The organism is Gallibacterium faecale (assembly GCF_027920745.1).
In the GTDB taxonomy this organism is placed as follows: Bacteria; Pseudomonadota; Gammaproteobacteria; order Enterobacterales; family Pasteurellaceae; genus Gallibacterium; species Gallibacterium faecale.
The window spans coordinates 1-24,341 of sequence record NZ_JAQIBB010000065.1; the positions used below are offsets into that span (position 1 = coordinate 1).

Consider the following 24,341-nt stretch of genomic DNA (forward strand, 5'->3'; position numbering starts at 1 on the left):
ATTCTAAGATGCTTTTTTTGTTACTCTGTAACTTCTTCTACTACTTCAGGTGTTTTAAATGGAGAAGGTTGGTTAGTTAATTTAGCCAAAATACTCGCTAAGGTTTGACGCATATCTTTGCGATGTACGATCATATCAATTGCGCCTTTTTCCAATAAGAATTCACTACGTTGGAATCCTTCAGGTAGCTTTTCACGTACCGTTTGCTCAATTACACGTGGACCAGCAAAACCAATTAAGGCCTTTGGTTCAGCAATATTAATATCACCAAGCATAGCGAAACTTGCGGAAACACCACCTAAGGTTGGATCAGTGAGTACAGAAATAAAAGGCATGCCTTTTTCACGCATCTTCGCTAATACAGCACTGGTTTTCGCCATTTGCATTAATGAAATTAAGGCTTCTTGCATACGTGCACCGCCACTTGCAGAGAAACAGACAAATGGACAATTATCTTCTAATGCTTTTTCAGCGGCTTTGACAAATTTTGCTCCAACAACTGATCCCATTGAACCGCCCATAAAATCAAAGTTAGAAGCAGCAGCAACAATCGGCATTTCATATAATTTTCCAGAAAAAACGATTAAAGCATCTTTCTCACCAGTTTGTTTTTGTGCAGCAGAAAGACGATCTTTATACCGTTTTAAGTCTTTAAATTTCAAAATATCTTGTGGTTCAAGATCTGCTGCTAACTCAACTGCGCTATCTTGGTCTAAAAGCGCGAGTAGGCGAGTACGCGCATCAATTCGCATATGGTGACCACATTTTGGACAAACTTCTAAATTACGACTAAGTTCTTCACGATATAAAACTTGTTCACAGCCTGTACATTTCGTCCAAATACCTTCAGGAACGTTAGATTTACGTGCACCTGAAATTGGGTTTTTATTAAAAATTCTTTCAATCCAGCTCATAATTTACTTTATCTCCAATGTTGGGATGATAGCGAATGCGGCGTTATTAAAGCACAAATTTAATGAATTGAGTATCTTTTCATTCAGATTACTCAACTGCATCAGCTAAAAAAAGTGGGCCAACCGCATTTTTGGGTAGCTCAAATTGTGATGGATAACGTACTTCAACTAAGTACAAACCAGCTGCTTTAGCGGTTGGTGCTGCTAGAGTACGATCTTTTTGTTGTAATAACCAAGCAATCCATTCTGGAGGTTGTTTACCAGATCCGACCTCTAACAAGCTACCAACAATATTTCTCACCATATGGTGAACAAAGGCATTAGCTTGAATATCGACTATAATATAGTGGCCTTTGCGTGAAACCTGTAAATGGTGAACATTTCGATTAGGTGATTTTGATTGGCATTGCGCAGCTCGGAAAGAACTAAAATCATTTTCTCCTAATAGAAACTGTCCTGCTTGATGCATTAATTCAGCATCAAGTGGTTGATGATAATGAGTTATGCCGTTTGCCAGAATCGCCGGGCGTTGAATATGGTTATAAATGATATAACGGTAACGTCGAGAAAGTGCACTAAAGCGAGCATGAAAATCTTCGGCAACTTCGCTAGCCCACGTTACCGCAATATCAGGTGGTAAATGCACATTAGTACCGAATGTCCAAGCTTGTAGTAGACGAGTGGCTTGAGTTGTAAAGTGAACGACTTGTCCAGTAGCATGAACACCAGCATCAGTACGCCCAGCACAAAAAATTTCAATAGGTTCATTAGCGACAATGCTTAATGCACGTTCTAATTCGCCTTGAATACTTGCTACGGATTGTTGTTTTTGCCAGCCAAAATAGCGAGAGCCATCATAGCTAATGCCGAGAGCAACTTTTTTCATCATTGTTTAAAGAAAAAGATTAATGTTTTAGATAAAAAAACACCAACATTGCTGTTGGTGTTTTTTTCAACGTGAATTAAACACGTTTGAAGTCAATGTGAAGAAGTTTTGGTTTGAAGTGGTGACGTTGCATAGCTTGTGCTTTAACAGCAACTTCTTTACCATCAATAACCAAAGTAATTACTTCAGAATAGAAAGCATCTTGTACTTGAGCATTATTTAATTCATCGTGGCTCAATACGATAGATACTGCTGGTTCTTCACCGCCATATACGATAGCAGGAATTTGACCATTTCTACGCAAGCGGCGGCTCGCACCCTTTCCTTGCGCTTGACGAACTTCAGCGTTAAATTTAAACATTTTTATTTCTCTTTTAGTTAAAACCGATTAGGTTGTTAAACAAAACAAGCTACAGGCGACCCAGCAGCTTGACAAAATTAAGTGCTGAACAAAATCAGCGGAGGCATTATAGAGAAATTGATTGAAAATGCAATGTTTTTCTTGGTTTATGTATGACTTATCTTATTTAGAGAGATGATTTTATCCTATTGAAAGAAATTTTTGTTATCTACATCAATAATTCAGAGATTTTAGGTAGTAATTCCTTGTTAAAGAGGGCAAAATAACACCCCGAAAAAAGAGGAAATCTCAATAATTTTAGGTAAAGTTTTTATTTTTTATTTGGAAGTTTGTTGTGCAATTATTAGTTGAATTTTTTACCAATTATGGCTATTTCGCAGTTTTATTTGTATTAATTATCTGTGGGTTCGGTGTGCCAATTCCTGAAGATATTACATTGGTTTCAGGGGGGATTATCGCTGGATTAGGCTATGCTAATCCTCATATTATGCTAGTAGTCAGTATGATTGGTGTGCTACTTGGTGATAGTACCATGTATTGGCTCGGACGTATTTATGGGGTGAAAATTTTACGTTTCCGCCCATTACGCCGTATTTTAAAACCTAAAACGATGCGAGCAGTACGAGAAAAATTTGATCGTTATGGTAATCGGGTGTTGTTTGTTGCACGTTTTCTTCCTGGTTTAAGAGCACCAATTTATATGGTGGCGGGAATTACACGTCGTATTAGTTATGTACGCTTTGTTTTTTTGGATTTTTGTGCAGCAATTATTTCTGTACCAGTTTGGGTCTATTTAGGTTATCACGGTGCACATAATATTGATTGGATTAAAGAACAAGTGAGTAAAGGGCAAACTGGTATCTATATCTTATTAGGTTTGTTAGCTCTCTATTTAGCCTTCCACTATTTCCGCAAGAAACGTCAATCATAATAGTAATTTATTAGATTTCGCTCCTAGGTTTTAGGGCGAAGTCTAAATAATCACAAAATCTATTTTTTCATATAATAAAAATCAAACGTAGCAAAAATTCTTTGTTAAATTACACAATAAAATAAAGCCATTATTGTGAGAAATGCCTAATTAGATCAATAAATTGTGAATTTAATAGTAAAAAACTCCAAGAATTTATAATAAACCAGCGAAAAATTGTGTTAGCTCAAATTCTACAAAAAACAACTCCATTATAATGCCCGACAGTTTTTTAATAAAAGGAAGAAATAATGAGCTGTTTTTTTGTAACGGGTACGGATACAAATGTTGGAAAAACAATCGTGAGTCGTGCGATTATTCAAGCGTTGCAAGCTAAGGGCATAAAAATCGTAGGATATAAACCGATTGCTTGTGGTGAAGAAGATAGTATTTATACAGAAGCATTAAAAGATGAGTTAGAAGAGGATCATACTGAAAATAATAAAGACGTAAAAACTTTAATGAGCAGTACCAACGAGCCGGTAACTTATCAAGAAATTAATAGTTATACCTTTACTGAAAGCAGCGTACCTGTATTGGCTGCTTTAGATGAAGTAAACAATATTGATGTTGCGAAACTGGATCAAGATCTTGAATATCTCACTGCACATTATCAATCAGTTTTAGTTGAAGGAACTTACGGTTGGCTAACGCCAATTAATAAAGAGATGACCTTTGATAAATGGGTACAAGAACACAAAATGCCAGTAGTGTTAGTCGTGGGAATTAAAGAAGGTTGTGTGAATCATGCCTTATTAACTGCACAATCTATTTTAGCTGCTGGTGTACCTTTATTAGGTTGGGTAGCAAATCGGATTAACCCTTGCTTACGCCATTATGCTGAAATTATTAAATTGCTACATCAAGTGATTGATGCGCCATTATTAGGCGAAATTCCTTATGTTCATCGCCCAGAACAGCAAGAATTAGGGCATTTTATTACCAATCTTGATCGTCTAACTTATTTAAAAACAGAGAATTGTTAGTGCGAGAATAAGAACATAGAGACTTAATTCTTATAAAACCTCCTTAGCCCTCTTTAAACTCAAAGAGGGCATTTTTTCTCCAATTTCACCAAATAATTTAGCTAGATAAGAATAAATCAGGAAAAATTTTAATTTTTCTATTGAAATGAGAATTGTTATCAAATAAAATCCGCCAACTTTTAATAATGGATGATTAATCGTTAGGTGTGTTGTGTTTGAACTTAATTCAGTTTCCTTTTCATTAGCAGAAAAAACCTTGTTACACCCATTATCATTGACTTTTTCTACGGGAAAAATCTATGGCATCATTGGGCAAAATGGGTCTGGAAAATCCACATTGATTAAACTTCTGGCACGGCAGCAAGCCATTTGTTCTGGAGAATTGTTATTTGATCAACGCCCAATCGAACAATGGAAAAGTAAAGCATTTGCACGTCAAGTAGCGTATTTACCACAGCATTTACCTCAAGCACATCATTTAACCGTTGCTGAATTATTAAAAATGGGACGTTATGCATGGAATGGTCTATTAGGACGTAATTCTAAACGTTAATCAGCCAGCGTTAGAAGATCAGGTCATTGATTTAGGTTCACGGTTACAACCGAATAAAGAGCTATTAGCAACATTGTCAATTCAACTATTTCCTAATGGCGATATGTTTATGCCTGCGGTTGAAGCAAATCGCCACTACTTAACAGCACTACAACAGGCTCCACGTATCAATTTTTATCAATTTGGGGATTTTTGGAATAATCAAATTAAAGCAACTCGCCAATTAGCCCAAAGTTTGGACCATATTGTGCAAGGCGAACAGCTGATTCAGCAAACAGAACAGTTATTGAATACTGTAAAGCAGCAGCTAACTAAGCAAAAGCATAGACCGTTATTAGTCGTGCAATTTATTGATGGACGGCATTTGCGAGTTTATGGGAAGCAGAGTTTACCAGGCGTAGTATTAGAAAAAATAGGTCTAACTAATGCGTGGCAACAGCCAGTTAATCTATGGGGTTTTACTCAAATTGGGATTGATCAGTTAGCACAATTTGCTGATGCTCGTTTAATTGTGATCAAACCTTATCCGCAACAAATACCACTTGAGTTAGCCAATAATACATTATGGAAATCTTTACGCTTAGCCAAAGATCCATTGATTTTACCTGCTATATGGACATTTGGCGCATTGCCATCAATGCAACGATTTAGTGTAGCTTTACGAGATGCATTACTGGATGGTGGATTAGTATGGTAATGACAAGTTATTTAAATCGTAGTTTATTGATCTTAGCGATTGTTCTATTTAGTGTCGTAGTGAGCTGGCAATGGTATGCAATAGCAGATCAAGCGATAGCACAATTATTACTTTTTAATTTCACTTTACCACGTGTAGTGATTGCTATTTTAGCAGGGATCAGTTTAGGTAGTGCGTCATTATTGTTGCAACAAACAATGAATAATTCGTTGGCATCAGATAGTACATTGGCAGTCAGTGGCGGTGCACAATTTGCTCTATATTTGGCAACACTATTTTTCCCGGCTTTATTACAATTTGGCACGACAATCATTGCTGTAATTGGGGCTTTATTGACTCTCGGTTTGGTTTTGTTATTAGCTTGGCGGCAATTAGGTTCGCCATTATTAATCGTGCTATCTGGTTTAGTACTGAGTTTTTATTTTGGTGCTTTTTCTGCACTATTAACTCTATTTTATCCAGAAGAAAGTCGAGGTTTGCTGGTTTGGGGGAGTGGCTCTTTAGTACAAGAGAGTTGGCGAGCAAGTCTCACTTTATTGCCATTACTTGTGCCTGGATTAATTGGCATATATTTATTAAGTCCGGCACTACAAGTTTTACAATTACAAGAGGGGAGTGCAAAAAGTTTAGGCGTTAATGTTACACGAGTACGTTTATTAGCAATTATACTAGCGGCTTATCTGGTGGCTATTGTTGTCAGTCGCGTAGGAATGTTAGCTTTTATCGGGTTAGCTGCAACAACCTTAGCTCGGCAATCTGCCAATCATCGTTTTACTAGCTTATGGTGGCGTAGTGCGTTTTTTGCATTAATCACAGATTTAAGTTTGCAATTAATTAATCAGTGGTGGCAGATACAATTACCAACAGGATCAGTTACCGCACTATTTGGTACGCCATTATTATTATGGTTGGTATTTCGGGAGCGGCAACATTATGGGCGAGTACAACAACCCGCCAATAGATTGGTCATCAGAAATTCTCGTTTAACTTATCCTCTCTTAACCATATTGCTGTTGTGCAGTTTAGTCTGTGCATTTTATATTGGTCGAAATCAGACTGGTTGGTCGTTTACACTGAATCATAGTTTATTTGAATTACGCTTTCCTCGGATTGCTTATGCGTTTGTCGCAGGAACGTTATTAGCGTTAGCTGGGGTAGTATTGCAACGCTTGAGCCATAATCCAATGGCTAGCCCAGAATTACTTGGTATTACATCAGGTGTCAGTTTTGGTGTATTGCTGGCGATTTTTATTGTAGGTTCGGTAGCAATTAAACCATTTCTCCTATTTGGTGCATTGGGTGCAGTGTTAATCATAGGATTAATTTGGTTAATTAATCAGCGTAATGGCTTACAACCAGAACAAGTGTTGTTAACTGGGATCAGCCTATCGGCAATATTTGATGCGGTATTGCGTATTTTAGTAGCAAGCGGTGATCCAAGAGCGTTACAACTACTGAATTGGGGTGCAGGATCAACTTATTATGCAGAACTGCCAATTGCAGTTTGGGTGATAATTTTTTCTTTTGGGTTGCTGCTTGTTAGTCTTATTTTTTCTCGTTGGTTAGATTTATTGAGTTTGAATGCAATCGTTGCACAGGCGGTTGGTATGAATCTGTTATTAGCCAAAATTGTGCTATTTGCTTTAGCGATTGTTTTGACGTTATTAGCAACCTTAATTGTTGGTACTTTAAGTTTTATCGGTCTATTAGCCCCTCATCTAGCTTATTCTCTCGGTTTCAATACAGCTAAATCACAATTAATTGCTGCAAGTTTATTGGGGGCAACGGTGATGATTTTTGCTGATTGGTTAGGTCGGCAATGGCTATTCCCGTATGAAATTCCTGCTGGTTTAGTAGCAACCTTATTAGGAGGAAGCTATTTCATTATTTTAATGCGTAAGTTGTAACCCATTTTATTTACTATCATAGGAGAAAACAGATGAAAAAACTTTCATTAATTAGCGTGTTATGTGGATTATCCATCCCAGCTGTGGTGCAAGCACATGATTTATGGGCATATGGGCTACAAGCAGAAGCGGATAAGCCATTACAGGCAGTATTAGGTTATGGTGATCGTTTCCCTTTAGGCGAAAAGATTGCGGAAAGTCGTTTAAATATTTTGAATCCATTAGTGCTACATAAATTAGATGGCAGTTCAGAAACCTTAATGCAACAAGGTGAGAATTATCACTATGTAACTAAGGAAAAGTTAGCAAAAGGGGAATATAAACTCTCTGCGAGTTATAAACCAACTTTTTGGTCAAAAAATGAGAAAGGTTGGAAGCGAGAAAACTTAACTAAAATGCCTGATGCAACTTATTGCGAAGAATCTAGTATGTTTGCTACAACCTATATCAATACAGGAGTAGATGTAAGTGATTTCTCAATTATGCCAGTAGGTTTACCGTTAGAAATTGTGCCATTAGTCGATCCTACTGATATCCATCCTTTAGAAGCAGTGCCTTTTCAAGTTCTCTATAACGGCAAACCTGCAAAAGAAGTTGTAGTGATTGGTACTACTAATGAATTCACAAAATTAGATGAAAAAGCGGTATATGACCACCGTGAACCACAAGCCTTCTCAGGTAAAACTGATGCACAAGGCAAAATCAATTTTATTCCAGCGTTAGCCGGGACTTGGAAAATCAAAGCAAGCTATGAAATGCCTTATCCAGAGGCAAACGTATGCCAAAAACACAAACTTTATAGCACTTATACTTTTCAAGTAAACGCTAAATAATCCATTAAATATTTATTTTATTTTAACCTAAGGAGCTTTTTTGTCATGAATGGACAACGTTTTAAATTATCTTTGTTATCTGCCACATTATGTTTGGTATTACAGCCAGTATTTGCGGAAGAGAGTCAAGAGTTAGAGGGGATTGATGTAATAGCTGGCTCTATGTATCGCATGGGTGAAGTACCGATATATCAAGCCAAATCTGCGATTGCGATTACTCGTGATCAGTTGGATAAACAAGCTATTACAAAAACTGATGAAATAGGGCGTTATCAAGCAGGATTTACTAATCAAGTGTTTGGTGAAGATACCAATACAAACTGGTTTAGAGTGCGTGGTACAGAAGTGACTCAAGCAATAGACGGTTTGCCATTATTTAGTTATGGATTTTTTACGCCTTATACAAATACCTTTGCTTTTGAAGCGATTGAAGTGACTAAAGGTGCTGATGCGATGACATTTGGGGCAGCCCAATCAGGTGGTTTGCTTAACTATGTCACTAAACGACCACATAAAGAACAAATTGGCAAAGGCGAATTTAAGCTAAATATGGGGAATCATACCCAATATGGCTTTGCTGCGGATTATACGGGGATGATCAATAGTAATGAAAGTTTACGTTATCGTTTAGTGAGTTCATATGGTGCAAAGGATGGTCAGTGGGAAGGTAGCAAAAATAGCACTTTCTATATTTCGCCAACAGTAGAGTGGGACATCAGTGATCGTACTCGTTTAACATTATTAACGAGTTACCAGTTTGATAAAGGTATTCCAAGTTCTAATTTCTTACCACAAGAGGGAACTTTAGTAGTCGCACCAAATGGTTCTTATATTAGCCGTTCTACCAATTTAGGTGATCCAATTAATGATAGAGAATATAACCGTCAATATAATATTGGTTATGAATTAAATCATCAATTTACCGAAAATTTATCGTTTAATAGCAGCTATCGATATAGTTATGTGAATAACTATCATCGAGGATCATATGTGTATCCATCAGCTTATAATGCAGACTGGTCGCCTTTAGCACCAAGTGCCGTTGGTTATGTATTAGCTCGTGGTGTAGTTTTTAATGATGGAACATTACGTACTCATACCCTTGATAATCACTTAAATTGGCAGTATGACAATGCTTGGCTGAAGAATACATTGGTTATCGGTACAGATTATCGCCATCAAAAAATTGATGCACGTTATACATTATTTGGGCAGACCAGTAGTACCAATGTGTTTAATCCTACTGTTGGTTATCATCAGGATCAAAATGTTAGTGCTGCACCCAATACACATATTTTGGCACGTCAATTAGGTTTTTATTTACAAAACCAAAGTCGATTGTTTGAGAAAGCTGTTTTAAATCTAGGTGTTCGTCATGATCGTGCTAGACAGGATGAATATGTTTCTACACAAACGGTAAAAAATAATCATACTTCTTATTCCGCTTCATTTATGTATGAACTGCCATTTGGTTTAAATCCTTATTTAAGTTATAGCGAGTCATTCAATTTACCGACAGGATTGAGTGGTAATCAGAAATTATATGATCCTAATATTACCCACCAATATGAAGCAGGAATTAAATATTTGCCGAATTGGTTAGATGGTTCAATTACGTTGGCTGGATTTAAAGCTAAAGATAAAGGGGCTTTAGTTTCAAATGGCGTTGGTGCAACCATTAGCAATAAAGATCCTGTTTATCGTAAAGGTATTGAAATTCAGGCAGATATTAATGTGACGAAGAATTGGAATATTGCTTTTGCATATACCTATTTAAAATCTGTTACTCGTACAGCAACGGAAGATGTTCGTAATCCGTTATTACCAAAACATACATTTGCTGCAAAAACAGATTATACCTTTGATCAAGGAATGTTCAGTGGTTTAACTTTAGGGGCAGGTGTACGTTATATTGGTAATAGTGTAACTAGCCAAGGCTCTCTTTATTCTGGTAAAGAAGTTCCTTCAGCAACGATTGTTGATTTAATGGCACGTTATCAATTTACACCAAATTGGAGTACTCAAGTTAATGTAGAGAATGTAGGAAATCGCCGTTATTTAGCAGGGTGTGACTACTATTGTTATTATGGAGCAGGGCGTAATATTAACGCGTCAATCAGCTATCAGTTTTAATTAATGAAAAAAAGGTCTAGCTTTACCGCTAGACCTTTGCATAGAAAATTATGCTTCTGGTGGGATATTTTTTGCTGGTTTAATAGCTAATAGATTACAGTTTAAATGGCTAATAACATGTTCTGCAGTATTACCAAGCAACACAGCAGAAAGACCGGTACGACCGATAGTCCCTAATACCACTAATTCCGCACCAATTTCTTGAGCAACACGAGGAATTACCTCTTCAGGCAAACCTTCATAAACGTGAGTATGATCTTCATCAATACCAAAGTGTTGGCGTAATGCTTTCATATTAATCAAATGTTGACCACGAATACTATTGCCATAATCAGGTACGCTAAATTCTGGCAAATCTAAAGTAATGCCAACAGGTGCACTCGGATAAGCACTAACAAGGTGAATATTACCTCTATCTAGGCTTTGTGCTAAACTCATACTTAATCCGACTAATTGTTTATTAAAATCATCGTGATAAGGTTCATCATCAGAAACATTGACTGCGACTAAGATACGGCGTTGGTGTTGCCAATCACCATCTTTTACCATCAGAATTGGGGAAGATGATTTACGTAATAATTGCCAGTCAGTTGGTGTAAAAATCAATGAGGAGAGATCATCTTCCTGGTGAGTAAATTTCACCACCAGATCATGATGATGTTTGACAATTTCTTTTTCGATTGCGTCTGCTTCATTACTTTCCCAAACCACTTCTATTTTGAGATTGATATTTTGTAAATCGTAGTTTTTAAGTAGTTCATTTAACCACAATTTTTTATCTTCAATTATTGCAGCAACCATCTCTTCACGTTCAGTCGAGGAGTGAGTAACACTGACGGCATAAGAAAGATTGTAAATAGCGAGGAAAGCGGTAAGGGTAACAGGTTGAGAACTATTTTGTTGTTTGATGAGGTGTAAAGCACGTTCTAGGGCGGCTTGTTTTTGATTTTCTGGATCAATCACCACAAGGATATTATTGAAATGCATAAAAAACCTCCTTATTGAGTTGTTCTTTTTATTATAAGGAGGTCAATAGTGAAAGCAAGCTATTCAAGCATTTTCATCAATTAAATGGATAATCTCAATTTAACTTTGGTTGAACCCGCAAGCTCAACTAATGCTGGCATATCATTAATTGTAATATATTTACCTTGTACAGATAACATTCCTGTTTTTTGGAAACGACCTAATAAACGGCTGATAGTTTCAACAGTTAAACCAAGATAGTTACCAATATCGCCACGAGTCATAGTTAAACGGAATTCACGGGCAGAGAAGCCACGAGCAGAATAGCGTTTAGAAAGGTTATAAATAAATGCAGCAAGTTTTTCTTCAGCATTCATTTTAGAAAGTAATAAGATCATCTCTTGATCGCTTAAGATTTCATTACTCATCAGGCGAATAATTTGTTGGCGTAACTTCGGCATTTTACCCGCTAAGTCATCTAGAATATCAAATGGAATTTCACAAACCATAGATGTTTCTAACGCTTGAGCAAAACTTGGATGATGCATACTGTGAATCGCATCAAACCCGACTAAATCCCCCGGCAAATGGAAAGAAGTAATCTGTTCTTCACCACTTTCGCTGATAGTATAAGTTTTGATTGTGCCAGAACGAATAGCATAAAGTGATTTCAATTCATCGCCGGCTTTAAAAAGGATTTGAGATTTTTGGATAGGTTTTTTGCGTTCAATAATATTATCTAATTGATCAAGCTCATGCTCATTTAGTGTAAATGGAATGCATAATTGGCTGATACTACAATCTTGGCAATGAATTGCACATCCACCAGATTGAATTCTGCGACCAACACGGCTTTCAACTAATCCTTTCATCTATAAAACCTCATTACAAAATAATGCAATCAAACCTGAGCATTATCTAAAAAATTTTGATCTAACGCAAGAAATGGTATCATAAAAGAAATTTATTAAGAAGTATTAAAATACATCTTTTGAGGTAAAACGAAATTTTATGGCGGCAGAAAAATTAACCAAAAAGCGATTAATTCAAATTTTAGTGATGTTGGCGATTTTACTGAGTGCGTTTTTTTATCGCAGTTGTCATTATCAAAAAGCGAAAATATCTGAAAAACAAGCAAGTATTGTTGTAACACATCAGAAAAATGGATAAAAAAATCTGCACTTGATTCAAGTGCAGATTATCTTAAATAATTTTTAGTGAGATTTATTCGGCAGAGGTAGAAGATACATCTTTGTCGAAATGATAAAGTCCTCTACGGTCAGTACCTAATAAGTTAAGTTTATCTAAGAAGCTGTTGAATAAGGTTTCTTCTTGATGTTGTTCAGCAACGTACCATTGTAAGAAATTAAATGAAGAGTAATCTTTTTCTTCAAATGTCGCTGACACTAATTCATTAATTTTTGCAGTAATATGTTTTTCATGTTTATAAGCTAATTCAAACACTTCTTTTAATCCTGCAAATTCGTGTGGTACAGCTTCAATTTTTTCTAAACGAGTAGTTGCACCAGTTTCGTTAAGGTAAGTGAATAATTTACGCATATGTTGTAATTCTTCATTTGCGTGCTCGCGTAAGAATTTTGCAGCACCCTCAAAGCCTTGATAAGTACACCATGCGCTCATCTGTAAATAGAGGTTTGAAGAATAAAGTTCTAAATTCATTTGTGCATTCAACATATTCACAATTTTTTGCGATAACATTCTATTTCTCCTTTAATTAAAGTGCAGCCAATTCTTTATCGACAAAATAAAGACCACGTTGATCCTCTCCTACAAGCGTAAATTTCGCTAGGATACGTTTAAATAGAGTTTCTTCCTCGTGTTGTTCTGCTACGTACCATTGTAGGAAATTAAAAGTAGAGTAATCTTTTTCAGTGAAGCTGACTTCAACTAACTGATTAATTTGTTCGGTAATAAATTTTTCGTGTTCTAATACTACTTCAAATACTTCTTTTAAAGATTGGAAATCATGCTTTGGTGCAGCAATTTCACCAAGGATTGGTAATCCACCGGTTTCACTAACATAAGCGAAGAGTTTTTGCATATGTTGTAACTCTTCTTCTGCATGGCGAAGGAGAAATGCACTTGCACCTTCATAGCCATTTTCGTTGCACCAAGCACCCATTTGCAGATAGAGATTAGAAGAATAAAATTCTAAATTAATTTGTTGATTTAGTTTATTAATCATTGCTGGTGTTAACATAGTTAATTCCTCTAGTAAATAATTCAGAAGAATTTTAACGATTTATTTAGCAAAAATAAAACAATTTTTTAATTATTTTTATATAAAACAATAGGAATAATTTTTATTTAGAAATTAAAAAAGAATAAATCTCAATTTTTATATATTTATATTAATAAAATAAGAATTAATATTATTTAATATTTATTTTAAGTGCCGACCACCAGTAATTTGTAATGTTTCACCAGTGATATATTCGCTTGATAACAAATAATCAACAGCCTTAATCATTTCTTGATAACCGCCAACTTTCTGCATCACAGATTTTTGTATAGCCTGTTGTCGATATTCAGCGGGATCATCATCATTAAAGGCAATTAATGCAGGCGCAATACTATTTACTTTAATCAGTGGTGCATATTTTGCGGCGAATGAAAGTGTTAAATTTTCTAATGCTGCTTTACTGGCGGCATAAGCGAGATGTTTTTTACTTCCTTTAAGGGCGACAAAATCAGTTAAATGAATAATATCTGCTGGACGATGTTGTTCTTGAGCAAATTGTTGTAGTTGTGGTGCCAGTTGGCGGTTTAATAGATAAGGAAGTTCAGCGTGAATTCTCATCAAAATGTGAAATAGCTGGTCGTCCTGTTGCAACGTATTATGATCTTGTTCTGCCTGCCAAGCGGAAGCATTATGAATAATTGCTCGAATAGAATGACATTTTGCTTTTATGTATTGAATAAAAGTTTCAATGCCTTCAAGGGTAGAGAAGTCTGCTTGAATTTGTGTGACATTAGCAGGTAATTGTTGTAATTCTGGATAAGGGTGACGATAGGAAATGAGAACATTTTCGCCACGCATCGCAAAAGTTTGTGTTAAGGCTAACCCAATTCTACGTCCAGCACCTGTAATAATGATCACATTTTTCATGAAAAACCTCACTGTAGGTTGTTTATCTCGCAGCGTATCCTAGCAGAAATCTGCTGTTTTTGGTGAATTACTAGCTAACTTTCATGATTTTGCTGTTGTTTATCTTGTTATCTTGAATGTTTGCTGTTATTGTTGCCAACTAAATTTTTCCTTTGAACTTCATCTCAATATTAATCATACAAAGAATTTGATAGAACATCTTGGGCAGTAGAAACGAGATGAGGCTAAAAGTGCTGACGTTTTTATTATAGAAGAAAGAGTTAAATCAGGTTTTATTATGGGCAAGTCATTAGTTATTGTTGAATCACCAGCAAAAGCCAAGACAATTAATAAATATTTAGGTAGTAATTATGTTGTGAAATCAAGTGTTGGGCATATTCGAGATTTGCCCACTTCTGGTAGTGCAACAGGCGAAAAAGCAAAAGCTATTTCAACAAAAGGATTGAGTGCGGAAGAAAAAGCAGTAATCAAACAACAAAAAGAACAAGATGCTTTAGTCAAACGCATGGGAGTTGATCCTTATCATAATTGGAAAGCGAATTATCAAATTTTGCCAGATAAAGAAAAAGTTGTTGCTGATCTTAAAGCATTGGCTAAAAAATCAGACCATATCTATCTTGCAACCGACTTGGATAGAGAAGGAGAAGCTATCGCATGGCATTTGCGAGAAGTGATTGGTGGCGATGATGAACGTTTTAGCCGAGTTGTATTTAATGAAATTACTAAAAATGCAATTACCCAAGCCTTTAGCAAACCAGAACAATTAAATATGGATCGGGTTAATGCACAACAAACACGTCGTTTCCTAGATCGTGTGGTTGGTTTTATGGTTTCCCCTTTATTATGGAAGAAAGTTGCTAGAGGATTATCCGCCGGGCGGGTACAATCAGTAGCAGTAAAATTGCTGGTAGAGCGTGAACGTGAAATTAAAGCATTTCAACCAGAAGAGTATTGGGAAATTGCGGTTGATACACAAAATTCTAACCAACAACCTTTACCATTTGAAGTTACACATTACCAAGGCAAAGTATTACAGATTGCGAATGAACAAGCAGCACAATCAGCTGTTGCGCAATTAGAAAAAGCAAATTACGTTGTCACAGAAGTTGAAACAAAGCCGACACAATCTCGAGCAAAAGCACCATTTATCACTTCAACCTTACAGCAAACTGCAAGTACACGCTTAGGCTTTGGTGTGAAAAAGACCATGTTATTAGCTCAACGCTTGTATGAAGCAGGTTACATCACCTATATGCGTACTGACTCAACTAATTTGAGTCAAGATGCATTAACAATGGCACGAAATTATATTACTGAACATTTTAGCGCTGCGTATTTACCAGAAAAACCAAACTTCTATTCCAGCAAAGAGAATGCACAAGAAGCACATGAAGCGATTCGTCCTTCTGATATCAATTTAAAAGCAGATGATTTGCAAGGAATGGAAAAAGACGCTATTCGTTTATATGATTTGATTTGGCGTCAATTCTTAGCTTGTCAAATGACAGCTGCAAATTATGACTCCACAACATTAACCGCGAGTGCAGCAGATTATACGTTGAAAGTAAAAGGGCGTGTATTGCGTTTTGATGGTTGGACGAAAGTATTGCCGCCAATGGGAAAAAATGCAGAAGATCGCGTTTTACCTGAAGTAAAACAAGGGGAAATCTTAACATTGGTTGCGGTTAATCCAAGCCAACACTTTACTAAACCACCAGCACGTTATACGGAAGCGGCATTAGTGAAAGAGTTAGAAAAACGCGGTATTGGCCGTCCATCAACTTATGCCTCTATTATTTCTACTATTCAAGAACGTGGTTATGTGCGTACAGAAAACCGTCGCTTTTATGCGGAAAAAATGGGGGAAATTGTTACCGATCGTCTGAATGAATCTTTCGCAGATTTAATGAATTATGACTTTACTGCAAATATGGAAAATGTGTTAGACCAGATTGCAGAAGGTAAAGCAGATTGGAAACAACAACTTAATCAATTCTTTAAAGATTTTTCTACCCAATTATCACAAGCAGAATTGGATGAACTTGAAGGGGGAATGAAGTTAAATCATTTGGTGGAAACTAATATTCCTTGCCCAACTTGTGGTCGTCCAATGGCAATTCGCACTGCAAGTACAGGCGTATTTTTAGGTTGTACTGGTTATGCGTTACCACCAAAAGAACGCTGCAAAACAACGATTAATTTAATTCCAGAAGCAGAGTTATTGAATGTACTTGATGATAATTCAGAAACCAAAGCATTGATGGAACGCAAACGTTGTCCAAAATGTGGCACTGCAATGGATAGTTATCTTATTGATGCTCATCGAAAATTACACGTATGTGGTAATAATCCAAATTGTGATGGCTATATTGTAGAAGAGGGCGAATTTAAGATTAAAGGATATGATGGCCCCGTTGTTGAATGTGACAAATGTGGTGCAGATATGCATCTTAAATTAGGTCGTTTTGGTAAATATATGGCGTGTACGCAATGTGATAATACACGTAAAATTTTGAAAAATGGTGAAGTTGCACCGCCAAAAGAAGATCCGATTCCATTCCCAGAATTGAAATGTGAAAATGCGGATGCGTATTTTGTTTTACGTGATGGGGCGAGTGGTGTGTTTATGTCAGCACATAACTTCCCGAAATCACGTGAAACTCGTCCAGCAAAAGTGGCTGAGTTAGCGCAATATCGTGAGCGTTTACCGGAAAAACTACAATATTTAGCAGACGCACCGCAATTTGATCCAGAAGGTAATCCGGCATTAATTCGCTTTAGCCGTAAAGAAAAACGTCAATACGTAAATTCAGAAAAAGACGGTAAAGCCACAAAATGGATTGTGGATTATATTGATGGGCAATGGATAGAACGTAAAAAATAATTTGATATTGGATAATTCCTTTGCGGATAACATCAATAGGTTATTGCAAGCGTTTATCCAAAATTTTAAAATCAATTTAAGTTTTTTTAGCATACTCCGAGCTAGTTGACCTAAGTCTTTTTGATATGGTGGCTATGCCAAACACGAAAGTGTTTCACGGATAGATTGGAAACGGTCTATCCCCTCGTATTTAGAAAGGTGTTTATGCAACAATATAATAGTCACATTATTATCCCTACCGAAGATCGCCTTGTTGATACCTTTAATCGACAATATTTTTATCTTCGCCTTTCCATTACCGATGTTTGTAATTTTAAATGTAATTACTGTTTACCTAATGGATATCAACCGCCAAGCGATAAACGTATGTTTTTAAGTGTGGTTGAGATTGAACGTTTAGTCAGAGCATTTGCCCATTTGGGAACAGAAAAAGTTCGGATTACTGGCGGTGAGCCGACTTTGCGTAAAGATTTTTTACCGATTGTAGAAGCGATTCGTCAGCAGCAAAATATTAAAAAAATTGCATTGACTACTAATGGCTATCGAATGGCAAAAGATGTTGCAGCTTGGAAAGCAGCAGGTGTTGATTCAATCAATGTGAGTGTGGACAGCTTAGATCCACGCTTATTTCATTTAATTACAGGTGAAAATAAATTAGCGGATATTTTGCAAGGTATTGAAAAAGCGTTTGCAGTTGGCTATGACAAAATTAAAGTCAATGCGGTATTAATGAAAAACCTGAATGAGCAAGGTTTTAATGAGTTCTTGCATTGGGTCAAAGATCAACCCATCCAAATGCGTTTTATTGAATTAATGCAAACTGGAGATATGGATCACTTCTTTGCTAAACATCATCTGTCAGGCGCAATTCTTAAACAAAAATTACTCGATACAGGTTGGCAATTACAACGTAAACATCATACTGATGGACCAGCGCAAGTATTTAAACATCCAGATTATGTCGGTGAAATTGGTTTGATTATGCCGTATGAGAAAGATTTCTGTGCAAGTTGTAATCGACTTCGGGTATCCGCGCAAGGCAAATTACATCTCTGTTTATTTGGTGAGGAAGGAATTGATATTCGCCAATGGTTACAAGATGATGATCAACAGTTTGAATTACAACAGGCGTTAATTACCGCTTTACAAGGTAAAAGAGAACACCATTTCCTCCATCAAGGTGATAGCGGGATTCGTAATCATCTTGCTTCAATCGGTGGATAAAAATCAATTACGGAACAATTATGAGTCAATTTACACATATTAATCATGCTGGTGAAGCAAATATGGTTGATGTGTCTGCGAAAGCAGATACTGTACGTGAAGCAAGAGCTGAAGCTTATGTTTTTATGGCAGCAGAAACTTTAGCAATGATTATTGAAGGGAAACACCATAAAGGTGATGTATTTGCTACCGCACGAATTGCGGGTATTCAAGCAGCTAAGCGTACTTGGGAACTGATTCCATTATGTCACCCTTTATTATTGAGCAAGGTTGAAGTGTCCTTAACAGCGGAACCAGAACATAACCGAATTAGAATCGAAAGTTATTGTAAATTAACGGCAAAAACGGGAGTAGAGATGGAAGCTTTAACTGCTGCATCAGTCGCTGCATTAACAATTTATGATATGTGTAAAGCTGTGCAAAAAGATATGCGAATTGAAGGGATCCGTTTGCTAGAAAAATTAGGTGGAAAATCAGGACATTTTAAGGCGGAAGCATCATGTTAAAAGTTGTTTTTTTTGCACAAACAAGAGAGTTAATTGGTGAAGCAGAATTATCTTTACCCGCTGAGTATACAGATGTGGAAGCATTACGCCAAGAATTAAGTAAACGTGGTGAGCGTTGGGAGCTTGCTCTAAATTCAGGCAGAATTTTAGCTGCAGTTAATCAGAATTTAGTTCCATTAAATACGCCAATTAAATCTGGTGATGAAGTGGCATTTTTCCCACCTGTCACAGGAGGTTAATATGGCGGAAATCAAGATTAGTGTGCAAACAGATCCATTTGATCAACAACATATTTATCGTTGGGCCTCTGAATTAGCAGAAACTGGTGCAACAGTTATTTTTATTGGTAAAGTTCGTGATATGAATTTGGGTGATGCTGTATCAGGATTATATTTAGAACATTATCCAGCAATGACAGAAAAAGCGTTACGTGAAATTGCGGAGCAAGCAGCACAACGTTGGGAATTGCAGCGGATTTATATTGTGCATCGAGTAGGGCAACTTTATACTGGTGATGAAATTGTCGCCGTTGCTGTGAGTTCTGCTCATCGCGGTAATGCATATCAAGCGAATGAATTTATTATGGATTATCTCAAAGTAAAAGCACCATTCTGGAAAAAAGAAACTACCCCAGAAGGAGATCGTTGGTTAGATAGCCGACACAGCGATGAACAAGCTGCCGAAAAATGGTAATCCTATTGATAACATACCAACCGAACAGGTTGGTATGTTGCTAAATATCTTCCCAAAAAGACGTATCTAAACGCTTTTCCGCCCTTTGTAATAACATCACAAGATGATAAAAAGTCGGTTTATCAGGCATAGGTGGTAATGCTTCATATAAACTCACTTGCTGATAAATTTTTTCATACCAAGTTAATGTTGCACTATTCAATGGTTTCTGAGCCCGTTTGCCTAGCCAATAAAAACCTTGTAATGGTAAAGAGCAGAGAAATATTATCGTTAATAATGTGCTTGCAAAACTGGCTATAGAGTAACCTAACATAAAATATTGCCAACCTAAGGTAAACAGTAGTAATGGCATCAATAATTGTTGGGCAAAGCGAGTAGCCTTGATAATACGGGGTTCAGGAAAGATCATATTCAGTTTTTTTAACCTAGAGAGCTTACTCCAGGCATCTGCATAGGAAATCCCAAGTTTAATTGTCTTAAATAGCATTTTATTTTGTACTTTTGCCTAAATAATAGCTGATTAAATTACACTTTTTTTATAAAAATTAAAAAAAATTTTATTTTTGCTGCGTGAGGAAATTTATTTTTTGGCCATAACAGTGTATCCTATCCGCCAACAAAAACAGGCGCCTTGTTTATTAAAACAGGTTACTATTCATTCAACAAGAGATAGGTTATTTCAATGACGCAAAATCTTATTCTTATTCTTAACTGTGGAAGTTCTTCTTTAAAATTTGCTATTTTAAATCCTGAAACTGGAGAAGAGAAGCTATCTGGTTTAGCAGAAGCATTCCATCTTCCAGATGCGCGTATTAAATGGAAATTACATGGTGAAAAAGGAAATGCAGAATTAGGCGCAGGCGCAGCACATAGTGAAGCACTTGATTTTATCGTAAACCACATTTTCCCATTAGATCCATCTCTTAAAGATAGCATTGCTGCTATTGGACACCGTATTGTTCATGGTGGCGAACGTTTCACAGCATCAACTATTGTTGATGAAAGCGTTATTGAAGGTATCCGTGATGCAATTCAATTTGCGCCATTACACAACCCAGCACACTTAATTGGGATTGAAGAATCTTTCAAAATGTTCCCTGAGTTAAAAGATAAAAATGTGGTCGTGTTTGATACTGCATTCCATCAAACTATTCCTGAAGAAGCTTTCCTTTATGCATTACCATATTCAATGTATAAAGAACATGGTGTTCGTCGTTATGGTGCACACGGAACTAGCCATTATTATGTGACTAAAGAAGCTGCAAAACGCTTAAATATTGCAGAAGATAAAATTAATGCAATTACTTGCCACTTAGGAAATGGTGGTTCTGTTTCCGCAATTCGTCATGGTAAATGTGTTGATACATCTATGGGATTAACACCATTAGAAGGATTAGTAATGGGTACTCGTTGCGGTGATGTTGACCCAGCAGTAACTTTCTTTATGTCAAAAACATTAGGTATGAGTATGGATGAAATTGAACAAACTCTTACCAAGAAATCAGGCTTACTTGGTTTAACAGAAGTAACCAGTGACTGTCGTTATGCAGAAGATAATTATGATAAAGAAGAACCTGCAAAACGTGCTTTAGACGTTTATTGTTACCGTTTAGCGAAATATATCGGCGGTTATATGGCTGCTGTGGGTGAGCCACTTGATGCTATTATCTTTACTGGTGGTATTGGTGAAAACTCTGCACACGTTCGTGAATTAACCTTAAATCACTTGAAAGTATTCGGTTATAAATTAGATAACGAACGTAATCTAGCAGCACGCTTTGGTAATGAAGGTATTATTACCACTGATGATTCTCCAGTAGCAATGGTTCTACCAACTAATGAAGAATTAGTGATTGCGCAAGATACTGCACGTCTTTGTATCAACAAATAATTCTCGTAACTGCCGATAATGTTATCGGCAGTTTATTTTTTTATTCCTTAGCAAGAAGGTTATTATGTCCAGAACAATTATCCTTATCCCGATCAGTACTGGTGTTGGTTTAACCAGTGTTAGTTTAGGTTTAATCCAAGCGCTTGAACAGCAAGGGGCAAAAATTGGTTTTATGAAACCAATCTCTCAACCAATTAGTGGTGAAGATACATTAGACAGAACAACTTCTATTCTTTATCAAAGCCCGACTATTGATACTGCAAAAACATTTATGTTAAGTGAAGCAGAAAATATGATCGGTCAAAATCAAACTGATGTTTTATTAGAAAAAATTGTAGAACGTCATCAAACATTAGCGAAAAACAATGAAATTGTTGTTGTTGAAGGTTTGATTCCAACACGTAAAAACTCGTATGCAAATAGTATTAACTACCGCATTGCACAAGCATTAGATGCTGAGATCATCTTAGTTTCTGCACCAGCAACTGATACACCGGTAGAGTTAAAAGAACGTGTTGAAGCGGCAGCTTCTCAATTTGGTGGTAAATATAATCCTAACTTATTAGGTGTGGTTATTAATAAATTTAACGCACCAACTGATGAAAATGGTCGTACTCGTCCAGATCTTGCAGAAATTTTTGACTCTTTCCAACATAGCCGTGTGAATGCACAAGCTGTACACAAATTGTTTGAACAAAGCCCAATTCGTCTATTAGCATGTATTGATTGGAGTCCAGAATTGATTGCGAGCCGTGCGATTGATATTGCACGTCATTTAGGTGCATCAATCTTAAGAGAAGGCGAAATTAATAAACGTCGTATCCGTGGTATTACATTCTGTGCAAGAAGCTTACCACATGTTATTGAACACCTTAAACCAGGTAATTTAGTAGTAACTTCTGCCGATCGTCCAGATGTGATTGTTGCGATTGCTTTAGCCGCAATGAATGGCATCGAAATTGGTGCAATGTTATTAACTGGTGGCTATCGTTTAGAAAATCATGTAGCGAAACTTTGTGAACGCGCATTTGAAACTGGCTTACCAATTTTCCGTGTTGAAGGTACTACATGGCAAACAGCATTAAGCCTACAAAGTTTTAATCTTGAAGTGCCAATTGATGATAAAGAACGTATTGAAGCAATCAAAGACTATATGGCACAACAATTCAATAAAGAATTGATTAACTCTTTAATTGAAACTACTTCAAGAGTACACCGTTTATCACCACCAGCATTCCGTTTCCAATTAACTGAATTAGCGCGTAATGCGAAAAAACGTATTGTGTTACCAGAAGGGGATGAACCTCGTACTGTAAAAGCGGCTGCATTATGTGCAGAACGTGGTATTGCAGAGTGTGTGTTATTGGCTGATCCAACTTCAGTAGCACGTGTCGCAGAAGCACAAGGTATTCAATTAGGTAAAGGTATTACCATTATTAATCCTGCTGATGTTCGTGAAAATTATGTCGCACGTTTAGTTGAATTACGTAAAAACAAAGGTATGACAGAAGTATTAGCACGTGAACAACTCGAAGATACCGTTGTTCTTGGTACTATGATGCTTGAAGCGAATGAAGTTGATGGTCTTGTTTCTGGTGCAGTACATACCACAGCAAATACAATTCGCCCACCACTTCAATTAATCAAAACTGCACCGGGTAGCTCATTAGTATCATCTATCTTCTTTATGTTATTACCTGATCAAGTATTGGTATATGGTGACTGTGCGATTAACCCTAATCCAACCGCAGAAGAGTTATCAGAAATTGCGATTCAATCAGCAGATTCTGCGAAAGCGTTTGGTATTGACCCTCGTGTTGCAATGATTTCTTATTCAACTGGAACATCGGGTAAAGGTGCAGATGTAGATAAAGTGAAAGAAGCAACTCGTTTAGCGAAAGAGAAACGTCCAGATCTTATTATTGATGGTCCATTACAATATGATGCGGCAGTTATGGAAGATGTGGCGCGTTCTAAAGCACCAAATTCACCAGTAGCGGGTAAAGCCACTGTATTTATCTTCCCAGATTTAAATACCGGTAATACCACTTATAAAGCAGTACAACGTTCAGCAGATTTAATTTCTATTGGACCGATGCTACAAGGTATGCGTAAACCAGTAAATGACCTATCTCGTGGTGCATTAGTGGATGATATTGTTTACACCATTGCCTTAACAGCAATTCAAGCAACCCAAAACTAATCATTCATTATTATCTTTATTATTGAACAATCAGCTGGCGTAAATCGTTGGCTGATTTTTTATTTTCTGAATTTGGTTAGGGTAGAGGTAAAAATAGATTTATAGATAGATGAAAAATAAGCAATTAAAGAAACTTAGAAAAGGAGGTAATAAAACAAGAATTATAGATAATAGGTTAGCGAAAATACCCCCCCCCCACTAAGGCAAATACGTGCGAGGGGCGAATTAAGAAATGTATCTTAATTATTTAATGCCCATTGCAGCTTTAGATTGTTTTAGTTGCTCAAGTGCTTGAGTACAACTTTGATCTTGTGCAGAGGTAGGTAATGCAGCAAATTGTTGTTTTGCAGCTTCATATTGTTGTTTATAGGCGTCAGCTTGTGCTTGTGGCATTGCTTTAAGCATACCTTCATATTCTTCAAAATATTTTTGGCAAGAAGGCGCTAAATCAGCTGCAGATGCACTCATTGCTACACCAAGTAAAGATAATGATAAAATTAATTTTTTCATCGTTATATTTCCTTCTAAGTAAAAATTAAATAAGAAAAATGCCTATTATTTAGGCGGTTGAAGTATAACATAACTAGAATGGAGTATCGAGGTA

At 36.5% G+C, this 24,341-nt stretch carries 24 protein-coding genes, 1 pseudogene and 1 riboswitch; of the genes and pseudogenes, 15 read left to right on the top strand and 10 right to left on the bottom strand.

Annotation, left to right across the window (positions count from 1 at the left end; translation table 11 throughout):
- Window positions 1–20: 20 nt before the first annotated feature.
- The 3 genes from accD to rplY all read right to left on the bottom strand — a co-directional run bounded on the left by accD (window position 21) and on the right by rplY (window position 2,161).
- The gene (gene accD / locus PF272_RS07125) at window positions 21–914 is read right to left on the bottom strand and encodes an acetyl-CoA carboxylase, carboxyltransferase subunit beta (RefSeq protein WP_271142215.1); all 894 of its coding nucleotides are present in this window, start codon (window positions 912–914) and stop codon (window positions 21–23) included.
- Window positions 915–1,002: 88 nt separating this feature from the next.
- Window positions 1,003–1,800: a tRNA pseudouridine(38-40) synthase TruA gene (truA, locus tag PF272_RS07130; RefSeq protein WP_271142231.1), complete on the bottom strand. Its 798-nt coding sequence runs from the start codon at window positions 1,798–1,800 to the stop codon at window positions 1,003–1,005.
- A gap of 76 nt (window positions 1,801–1,876) precedes the next feature.
- Complete coding sequence (gene rplY, locus PF272_RS07135; RefSeq protein ID WP_065233821.1) at window positions 1,877–2,161, bottom strand: 50S ribosomal protein L25; 285 nt, start codon at window positions 2,159–2,161, stop codon at window positions 1,877–1,879.
- Between the two features lie 334 nt (window positions 2,162–2,495).
- Here rplY and PF272_RS07140 point away from each other — a divergent pair, with 334 nt between their 5' ends.
- From PF272_RS07140 to PF272_RS07170, 7 genes and pseudogenes are all read left to right on the top strand, one after another.
- On the top strand, window positions 2,496–3,092 hold the full coding sequence (locus tag PF272_RS07140; RefSeq protein ID WP_271142216.1) for a DedA family protein: 597 nt from the start codon (window positions 2,496–2,498) through the stop codon (window positions 3,090–3,092).
- Window positions 3,093–3,382: 290 nt separating this feature from the next.
- On the top strand, window positions 3,383–4,117 hold the full coding sequence (gene bioD, locus PF272_RS07145) for a dethiobiotin synthase (RefSeq protein WP_271142217.1): 735 nt from the start codon (window positions 3,383–3,385) through the stop codon (window positions 4,115–4,117).
- A gap of 211 nt (window positions 4,118–4,328) precedes the next feature.
- Window positions 4,329–4,661 (top strand): annotated as a pseudogene (locus PF272_RS07150) (ATP-binding cassette domain-containing protein); the annotation flags it as partial.
- An 82-nt stretch (window positions 4,662–4,743) separates the two neighbouring features.
- The gene (locus tag PF272_RS07155; RefSeq protein WP_413789436.1) at window positions 4,744–5,367 is read left to right on the top strand and encodes a TroA family protein; all 624 of its coding nucleotides are present in this window, start codon (window positions 4,744–4,746) and stop codon (window positions 5,365–5,367) included.
- On the top strand, window positions 5,361–7,274 hold the full coding sequence (fhuB, locus tag PF272_RS07160; RefSeq protein ID WP_271142219.1) for a Fe(3+)-hydroxamate ABC transporter permease FhuB: 1,914 nt from the start codon (window positions 5,361–5,363) through the stop codon (window positions 7,272–7,274). The genes PF272_RS07155 and fhuB overlap by 7 nt, the downstream gene beginning before the upstream one ends.
- Before the next feature lie 32 nt (window positions 7,275–7,306).
- Entirely contained in the window at window positions 7,307–8,107 is an 801-nt protein-coding gene (locus PF272_RS07165; protein WP_271142220.1) for a DUF4198 domain-containing protein, read from the top strand.
- 45 nt (window positions 8,108–8,152) lie between these two features.
- The gene (locus tag PF272_RS07170) at window positions 8,153–10,240 is read left to right on the top strand and encodes a TonB-dependent siderophore receptor (RefSeq protein WP_271142221.1); all 2,088 of its coding nucleotides are present in this window, start codon (window positions 8,153–8,155) and stop codon (window positions 10,238–10,240) included.
- A gap of 48 nt (window positions 10,241–10,288) precedes the next feature.
- Here the strand turns inward: PF272_RS07170 and uspE are convergent, their stop codons facing one another.
- Both uspE and PF272_RS07180 read right to left on the bottom strand, forming a co-directional pair.
- Window positions 10,289–11,227, bottom strand: a complete 939-nt coding sequence (uspE, locus tag PF272_RS07175) for a universal stress protein UspE (RefSeq protein WP_065238485.1) — start codon at window positions 11,225–11,227, stop codon at window positions 10,289–10,291.
- Between the two features lie 80 nt (window positions 11,228–11,307).
- Complete coding sequence (locus tag PF272_RS07180) at window positions 11,308–12,078, bottom strand: FNR family transcription factor (protein ID WP_065234123.1); 771 nt, start codon at window positions 12,076–12,078, stop codon at window positions 11,308–11,310.
- A gap of 139 nt (window positions 12,079–12,217) precedes the next feature.
- Here PF272_RS07180 and PF272_RS07185 point away from each other — a divergent pair, with 139 nt between their 5' ends.
- Window positions 12,218–12,376 (top strand): hypothetical protein, encoded by a 159-nt coding sequence (locus PF272_RS07185; protein WP_271142222.1) that lies wholly within the window; start codon window positions 12,218–12,220, stop codon window positions 12,374–12,376.
- 54 nt (window positions 12,377–12,430) lie between these two features.
- Here PF272_RS07185 and ftnA (PF272_RS07190) read toward each other — a convergent pair whose 3' ends face one another.
- The 3 genes from ftnA (PF272_RS07190) to folM all read right to left on the bottom strand — a co-directional run bounded on the left by ftnA (PF272_RS07190) (window position 12,431) and on the right by folM (window position 14,336).
- Window positions 12,431–12,925, bottom strand: coding sequence for a non-heme ferritin (gene ftnA, locus PF272_RS07190; RefSeq protein WP_065236726.1), 495 nt, complete (start codon window positions 12,923–12,925; stop codon window positions 12,431–12,433).
- Between the two features lie 16 nt (window positions 12,926–12,941).
- Window positions 12,942–13,427 (bottom strand): non-heme ferritin, encoded by a 486-nt coding sequence (gene ftnA / locus PF272_RS07195; protein WP_271142223.1) that lies wholly within the window; start codon window positions 13,425–13,427, stop codon window positions 12,942–12,944.
- Window positions 13,428–13,610: 183 nt separating this feature from the next.
- Window positions 13,611–14,336 carry a dihydromonapterin reductase gene (gene folM / locus PF272_RS07200; protein ID WP_271142224.1) on the bottom strand — a complete coding sequence of 242 codons (726 nt, stop codon included), beginning with the start codon at window positions 14,334–14,336 and terminating at the stop codon, window positions 13,611–13,613.
- 277 nt (window positions 14,337–14,613) lie between these two features.
- Between folM and topA the strand changes: the two genes are divergently transcribed.
- The 5 genes from topA to moaE all read left to right on the top strand — a co-directional run bounded on the left by topA (window position 14,614) and on the right by moaE (window position 19,643).
- Window positions 14,614–17,220 carry a type I DNA topoisomerase gene (topA, locus tag PF272_RS07205; protein WP_271142225.1) on the top strand — a complete coding sequence of 869 codons (2,607 nt, stop codon included), beginning with the start codon at window positions 14,614–14,616 and terminating at the stop codon, window positions 17,218–17,220.
- 82 nt (window positions 17,221–17,302) lie between these two features.
- Window positions 17,303–17,437: riboswitch (molybdenum cofactor riboswitch) on the top strand.
- On the top strand, window positions 17,425–18,444 hold the full coding sequence (gene moaA / locus PF272_RS07210) for a GTP 3',8-cyclase MoaA (RefSeq protein ID WP_271142226.1): 1,020 nt from the start codon (window positions 17,425–17,427) through the stop codon (window positions 18,442–18,444). (Overlaps the previous riboswitch by 13 nt.)
- A gap of 20 nt (window positions 18,445–18,464) precedes the next feature.
- A complete protein-coding gene (moaC, locus tag PF272_RS07215) occupies window positions 18,465–18,950 on the top strand; it encodes a cyclic pyranopterin monophosphate synthase MoaC (RefSeq protein WP_065234129.1) in 486 nt (161 codons plus the stop codon).
- Window positions 18,944–19,189: a molybdopterin synthase sulfur carrier subunit gene (moaD, locus tag PF272_RS07220; protein WP_271142227.1), complete on the top strand. Its 246-nt coding sequence runs from the start codon at window positions 18,944–18,946 to the stop codon at window positions 19,187–19,189. The genes moaC and moaD overlap by 7 nt, the downstream gene beginning before the upstream one ends.
- 1 nt (window position 19,190) lies before the next feature.
- Complete coding sequence (moaE, locus tag PF272_RS07225) at window positions 19,191–19,643, top strand: molybdopterin synthase catalytic subunit MoaE (RefSeq protein ID WP_065238478.1); 453 nt, start codon at window positions 19,191–19,193, stop codon at window positions 19,641–19,643.
- Between the two features lie 40 nt (window positions 19,644–19,683).
- Here the strand turns inward: moaE and yfbV are convergent, their stop codons facing one another.
- Window positions 19,684–20,130, bottom strand: coding sequence for a terminus macrodomain insulation protein YfbV (yfbV, locus tag PF272_RS07230; RefSeq protein WP_271142228.1), 447 nt, complete (start codon window positions 20,128–20,130; stop codon window positions 19,684–19,686).
- Between the two features lie 195 nt (window positions 20,131–20,325).
- Here yfbV and PF272_RS07235 point away from each other — a divergent pair, with 195 nt between their 5' ends.
- Window positions 20,326–21,534 (top strand): acetate kinase, encoded by a 1,209-nt coding sequence (locus tag PF272_RS07235; protein ID WP_271142229.1) that lies wholly within the window; start codon window positions 20,326–20,328, stop codon window positions 21,532–21,534.
- A gap of 64 nt (window positions 21,535–21,598) precedes the next feature.
- Window positions 21,599–23,737: a phosphate acetyltransferase gene (gene pta, locus PF272_RS07240; RefSeq protein ID WP_271142230.1), complete on the top strand. Its 2,139-nt coding sequence runs from the start codon at window positions 21,599–21,601 to the stop codon at window positions 23,735–23,737.
- A 243-nt stretch (window positions 23,738–23,980) separates the two neighbouring features.
- On the opposite strand, the gene PF272_RS07245 is transcribed toward pta, so the two are convergent.
- Entirely contained in the window at window positions 23,981–24,247 is a 267-nt protein-coding gene (locus PF272_RS07245) for a DUF5339 family protein (protein WP_039135925.1), read from the bottom strand.
- Window positions 24,248–24,341 lie beyond the last annotated feature (94 nt).

What these genes read in the sequence shown, in the direction of transcription:
- yfbV (WP_271142228.1), bottom strand. Translation starts at nt 20,130, where the DNA reads ATGCTATTTAAGACAATTAAACTTGGGATTTCCTATGCAGATGCCTGG.
- pta (WP_271142230.1), top strand. Translation starts at nt 21,599, where the DNA reads ATGTCCAGAACAATTATCCTTATCCCGATCAGTACTGGTGTTGGTTTA.
- moaA (WP_271142226.1), top strand. Translation starts at nt 17,425, where the DNA reads ATGCAACAATATAATAGTCACATTATTATCCCTACCGAAGATCGCCTT.
- moaE (WP_065238478.1), top strand. Translation starts at nt 19,191, where the DNA reads ATGGCGGAAATCAAGATTAGTGTGCAAACAGATCCATTTGATCAACAA.
- PF272_RS07235 (WP_271142229.1), top strand. Translation starts at nt 20,326, where the DNA reads ATGACGCAAAATCTTATTCTTATTCTTAACTGTGGAAGTTCTTCTTTA.
- truA (WP_271142231.1), bottom strand. Translation starts at nt 1,800, where the DNA reads ATGAAAAAAGTTGCTCTCGGCATTAGCTATGATGGCTCTCGCTATTTT.
- moaD (WP_271142227.1), top strand. Translation starts at nt 18,944, where the DNA reads ATGTTAAAAGTTGTTTTTTTTGCACAAACAAGAGAGTTAATTGGTGAA.
- rplY (WP_065233821.1), bottom strand. Translation starts at nt 2,161, where the DNA reads ATGTTTAAATTTAACGCTGAAGTTCGTCAAGCGCAAGGAAAGGGTGCG.
- folM (WP_271142224.1), bottom strand. Translation starts at nt 14,336, where the DNA reads ATGAAAAATGTGATCATTATTACAGGTGCTGGACGTAGAATTGGGTTA.
- uspE (WP_065238485.1), bottom strand. Translation starts at nt 11,227, where the DNA reads ATGCATTTCAATAATATCCTTGTGGTGATTGATCCAGAAAATCAAAAA.
- ftnA (WP_271142223.1), bottom strand. Translation starts at nt 13,427, where the DNA reads ATGTTAACACCAGCAATGATTAATAAACTAAATCAACAAATTAATTTA.
- accD (WP_271142215.1), bottom strand. Translation starts at nt 914, where the DNA reads ATGAGCTGGATTGAAAGAATTTTTAATAAAAACCCAATTTCAGGTGCA.
- topA (WP_271142225.1), top strand. Translation starts at nt 14,614, where the DNA reads ATGGGCAAGTCATTAGTTATTGTTGAATCACCAGCAAAAGCCAAGACA.
- fhuB (WP_271142219.1), top strand. Translation starts at nt 5,361, where the DNA reads ATGGTAATGACAAGTTATTTAAATCGTAGTTTATTGATCTTAGCGATT.
- PF272_RS07180 (WP_065234123.1), bottom strand. Translation starts at nt 12,078, where the DNA reads ATGAAAGGATTAGTTGAAAGCCGTGTTGGTCGCAGAATTCAATCTGGT.
- ftnA (WP_065236726.1), bottom strand. Translation starts at nt 12,925, where the DNA reads ATGTTATCGCAAAAAATTGTGAATATGTTGAATGCACAAATGAATTTA.
- bioD (WP_271142217.1), top strand. Translation starts at nt 3,383, where the DNA reads ATGAGCTGTTTTTTTGTAACGGGTACGGATACAAATGTTGGAAAAACA.
- PF272_RS07165 (WP_271142220.1), top strand. Translation starts at nt 7,307, where the DNA reads ATGAAAAAACTTTCATTAATTAGCGTGTTATGTGGATTATCCATCCCA.
- PF272_RS07170 (WP_271142221.1), top strand. Translation starts at nt 8,153, where the DNA reads ATGAATGGACAACGTTTTAAATTATCTTTGTTATCTGCCACATTATGT.
- moaC (WP_065234129.1), top strand. Translation starts at nt 18,465, where the DNA reads ATGAGTCAATTTACACATATTAATCATGCTGGTGAAGCAAATATGGTT.
- PF272_RS07245 (WP_039135925.1), bottom strand. Translation starts at nt 24,247, where the DNA reads ATGAAAAAATTAATTTTATCATTATCTTTACTTGGTGTAGCAATGAGT.
- PF272_RS07185 (WP_271142222.1), top strand. Translation starts at nt 12,218, where the DNA reads ATGGCGGCAGAAAAATTAACCAAAAAGCGATTAATTCAAATTTTAGTG.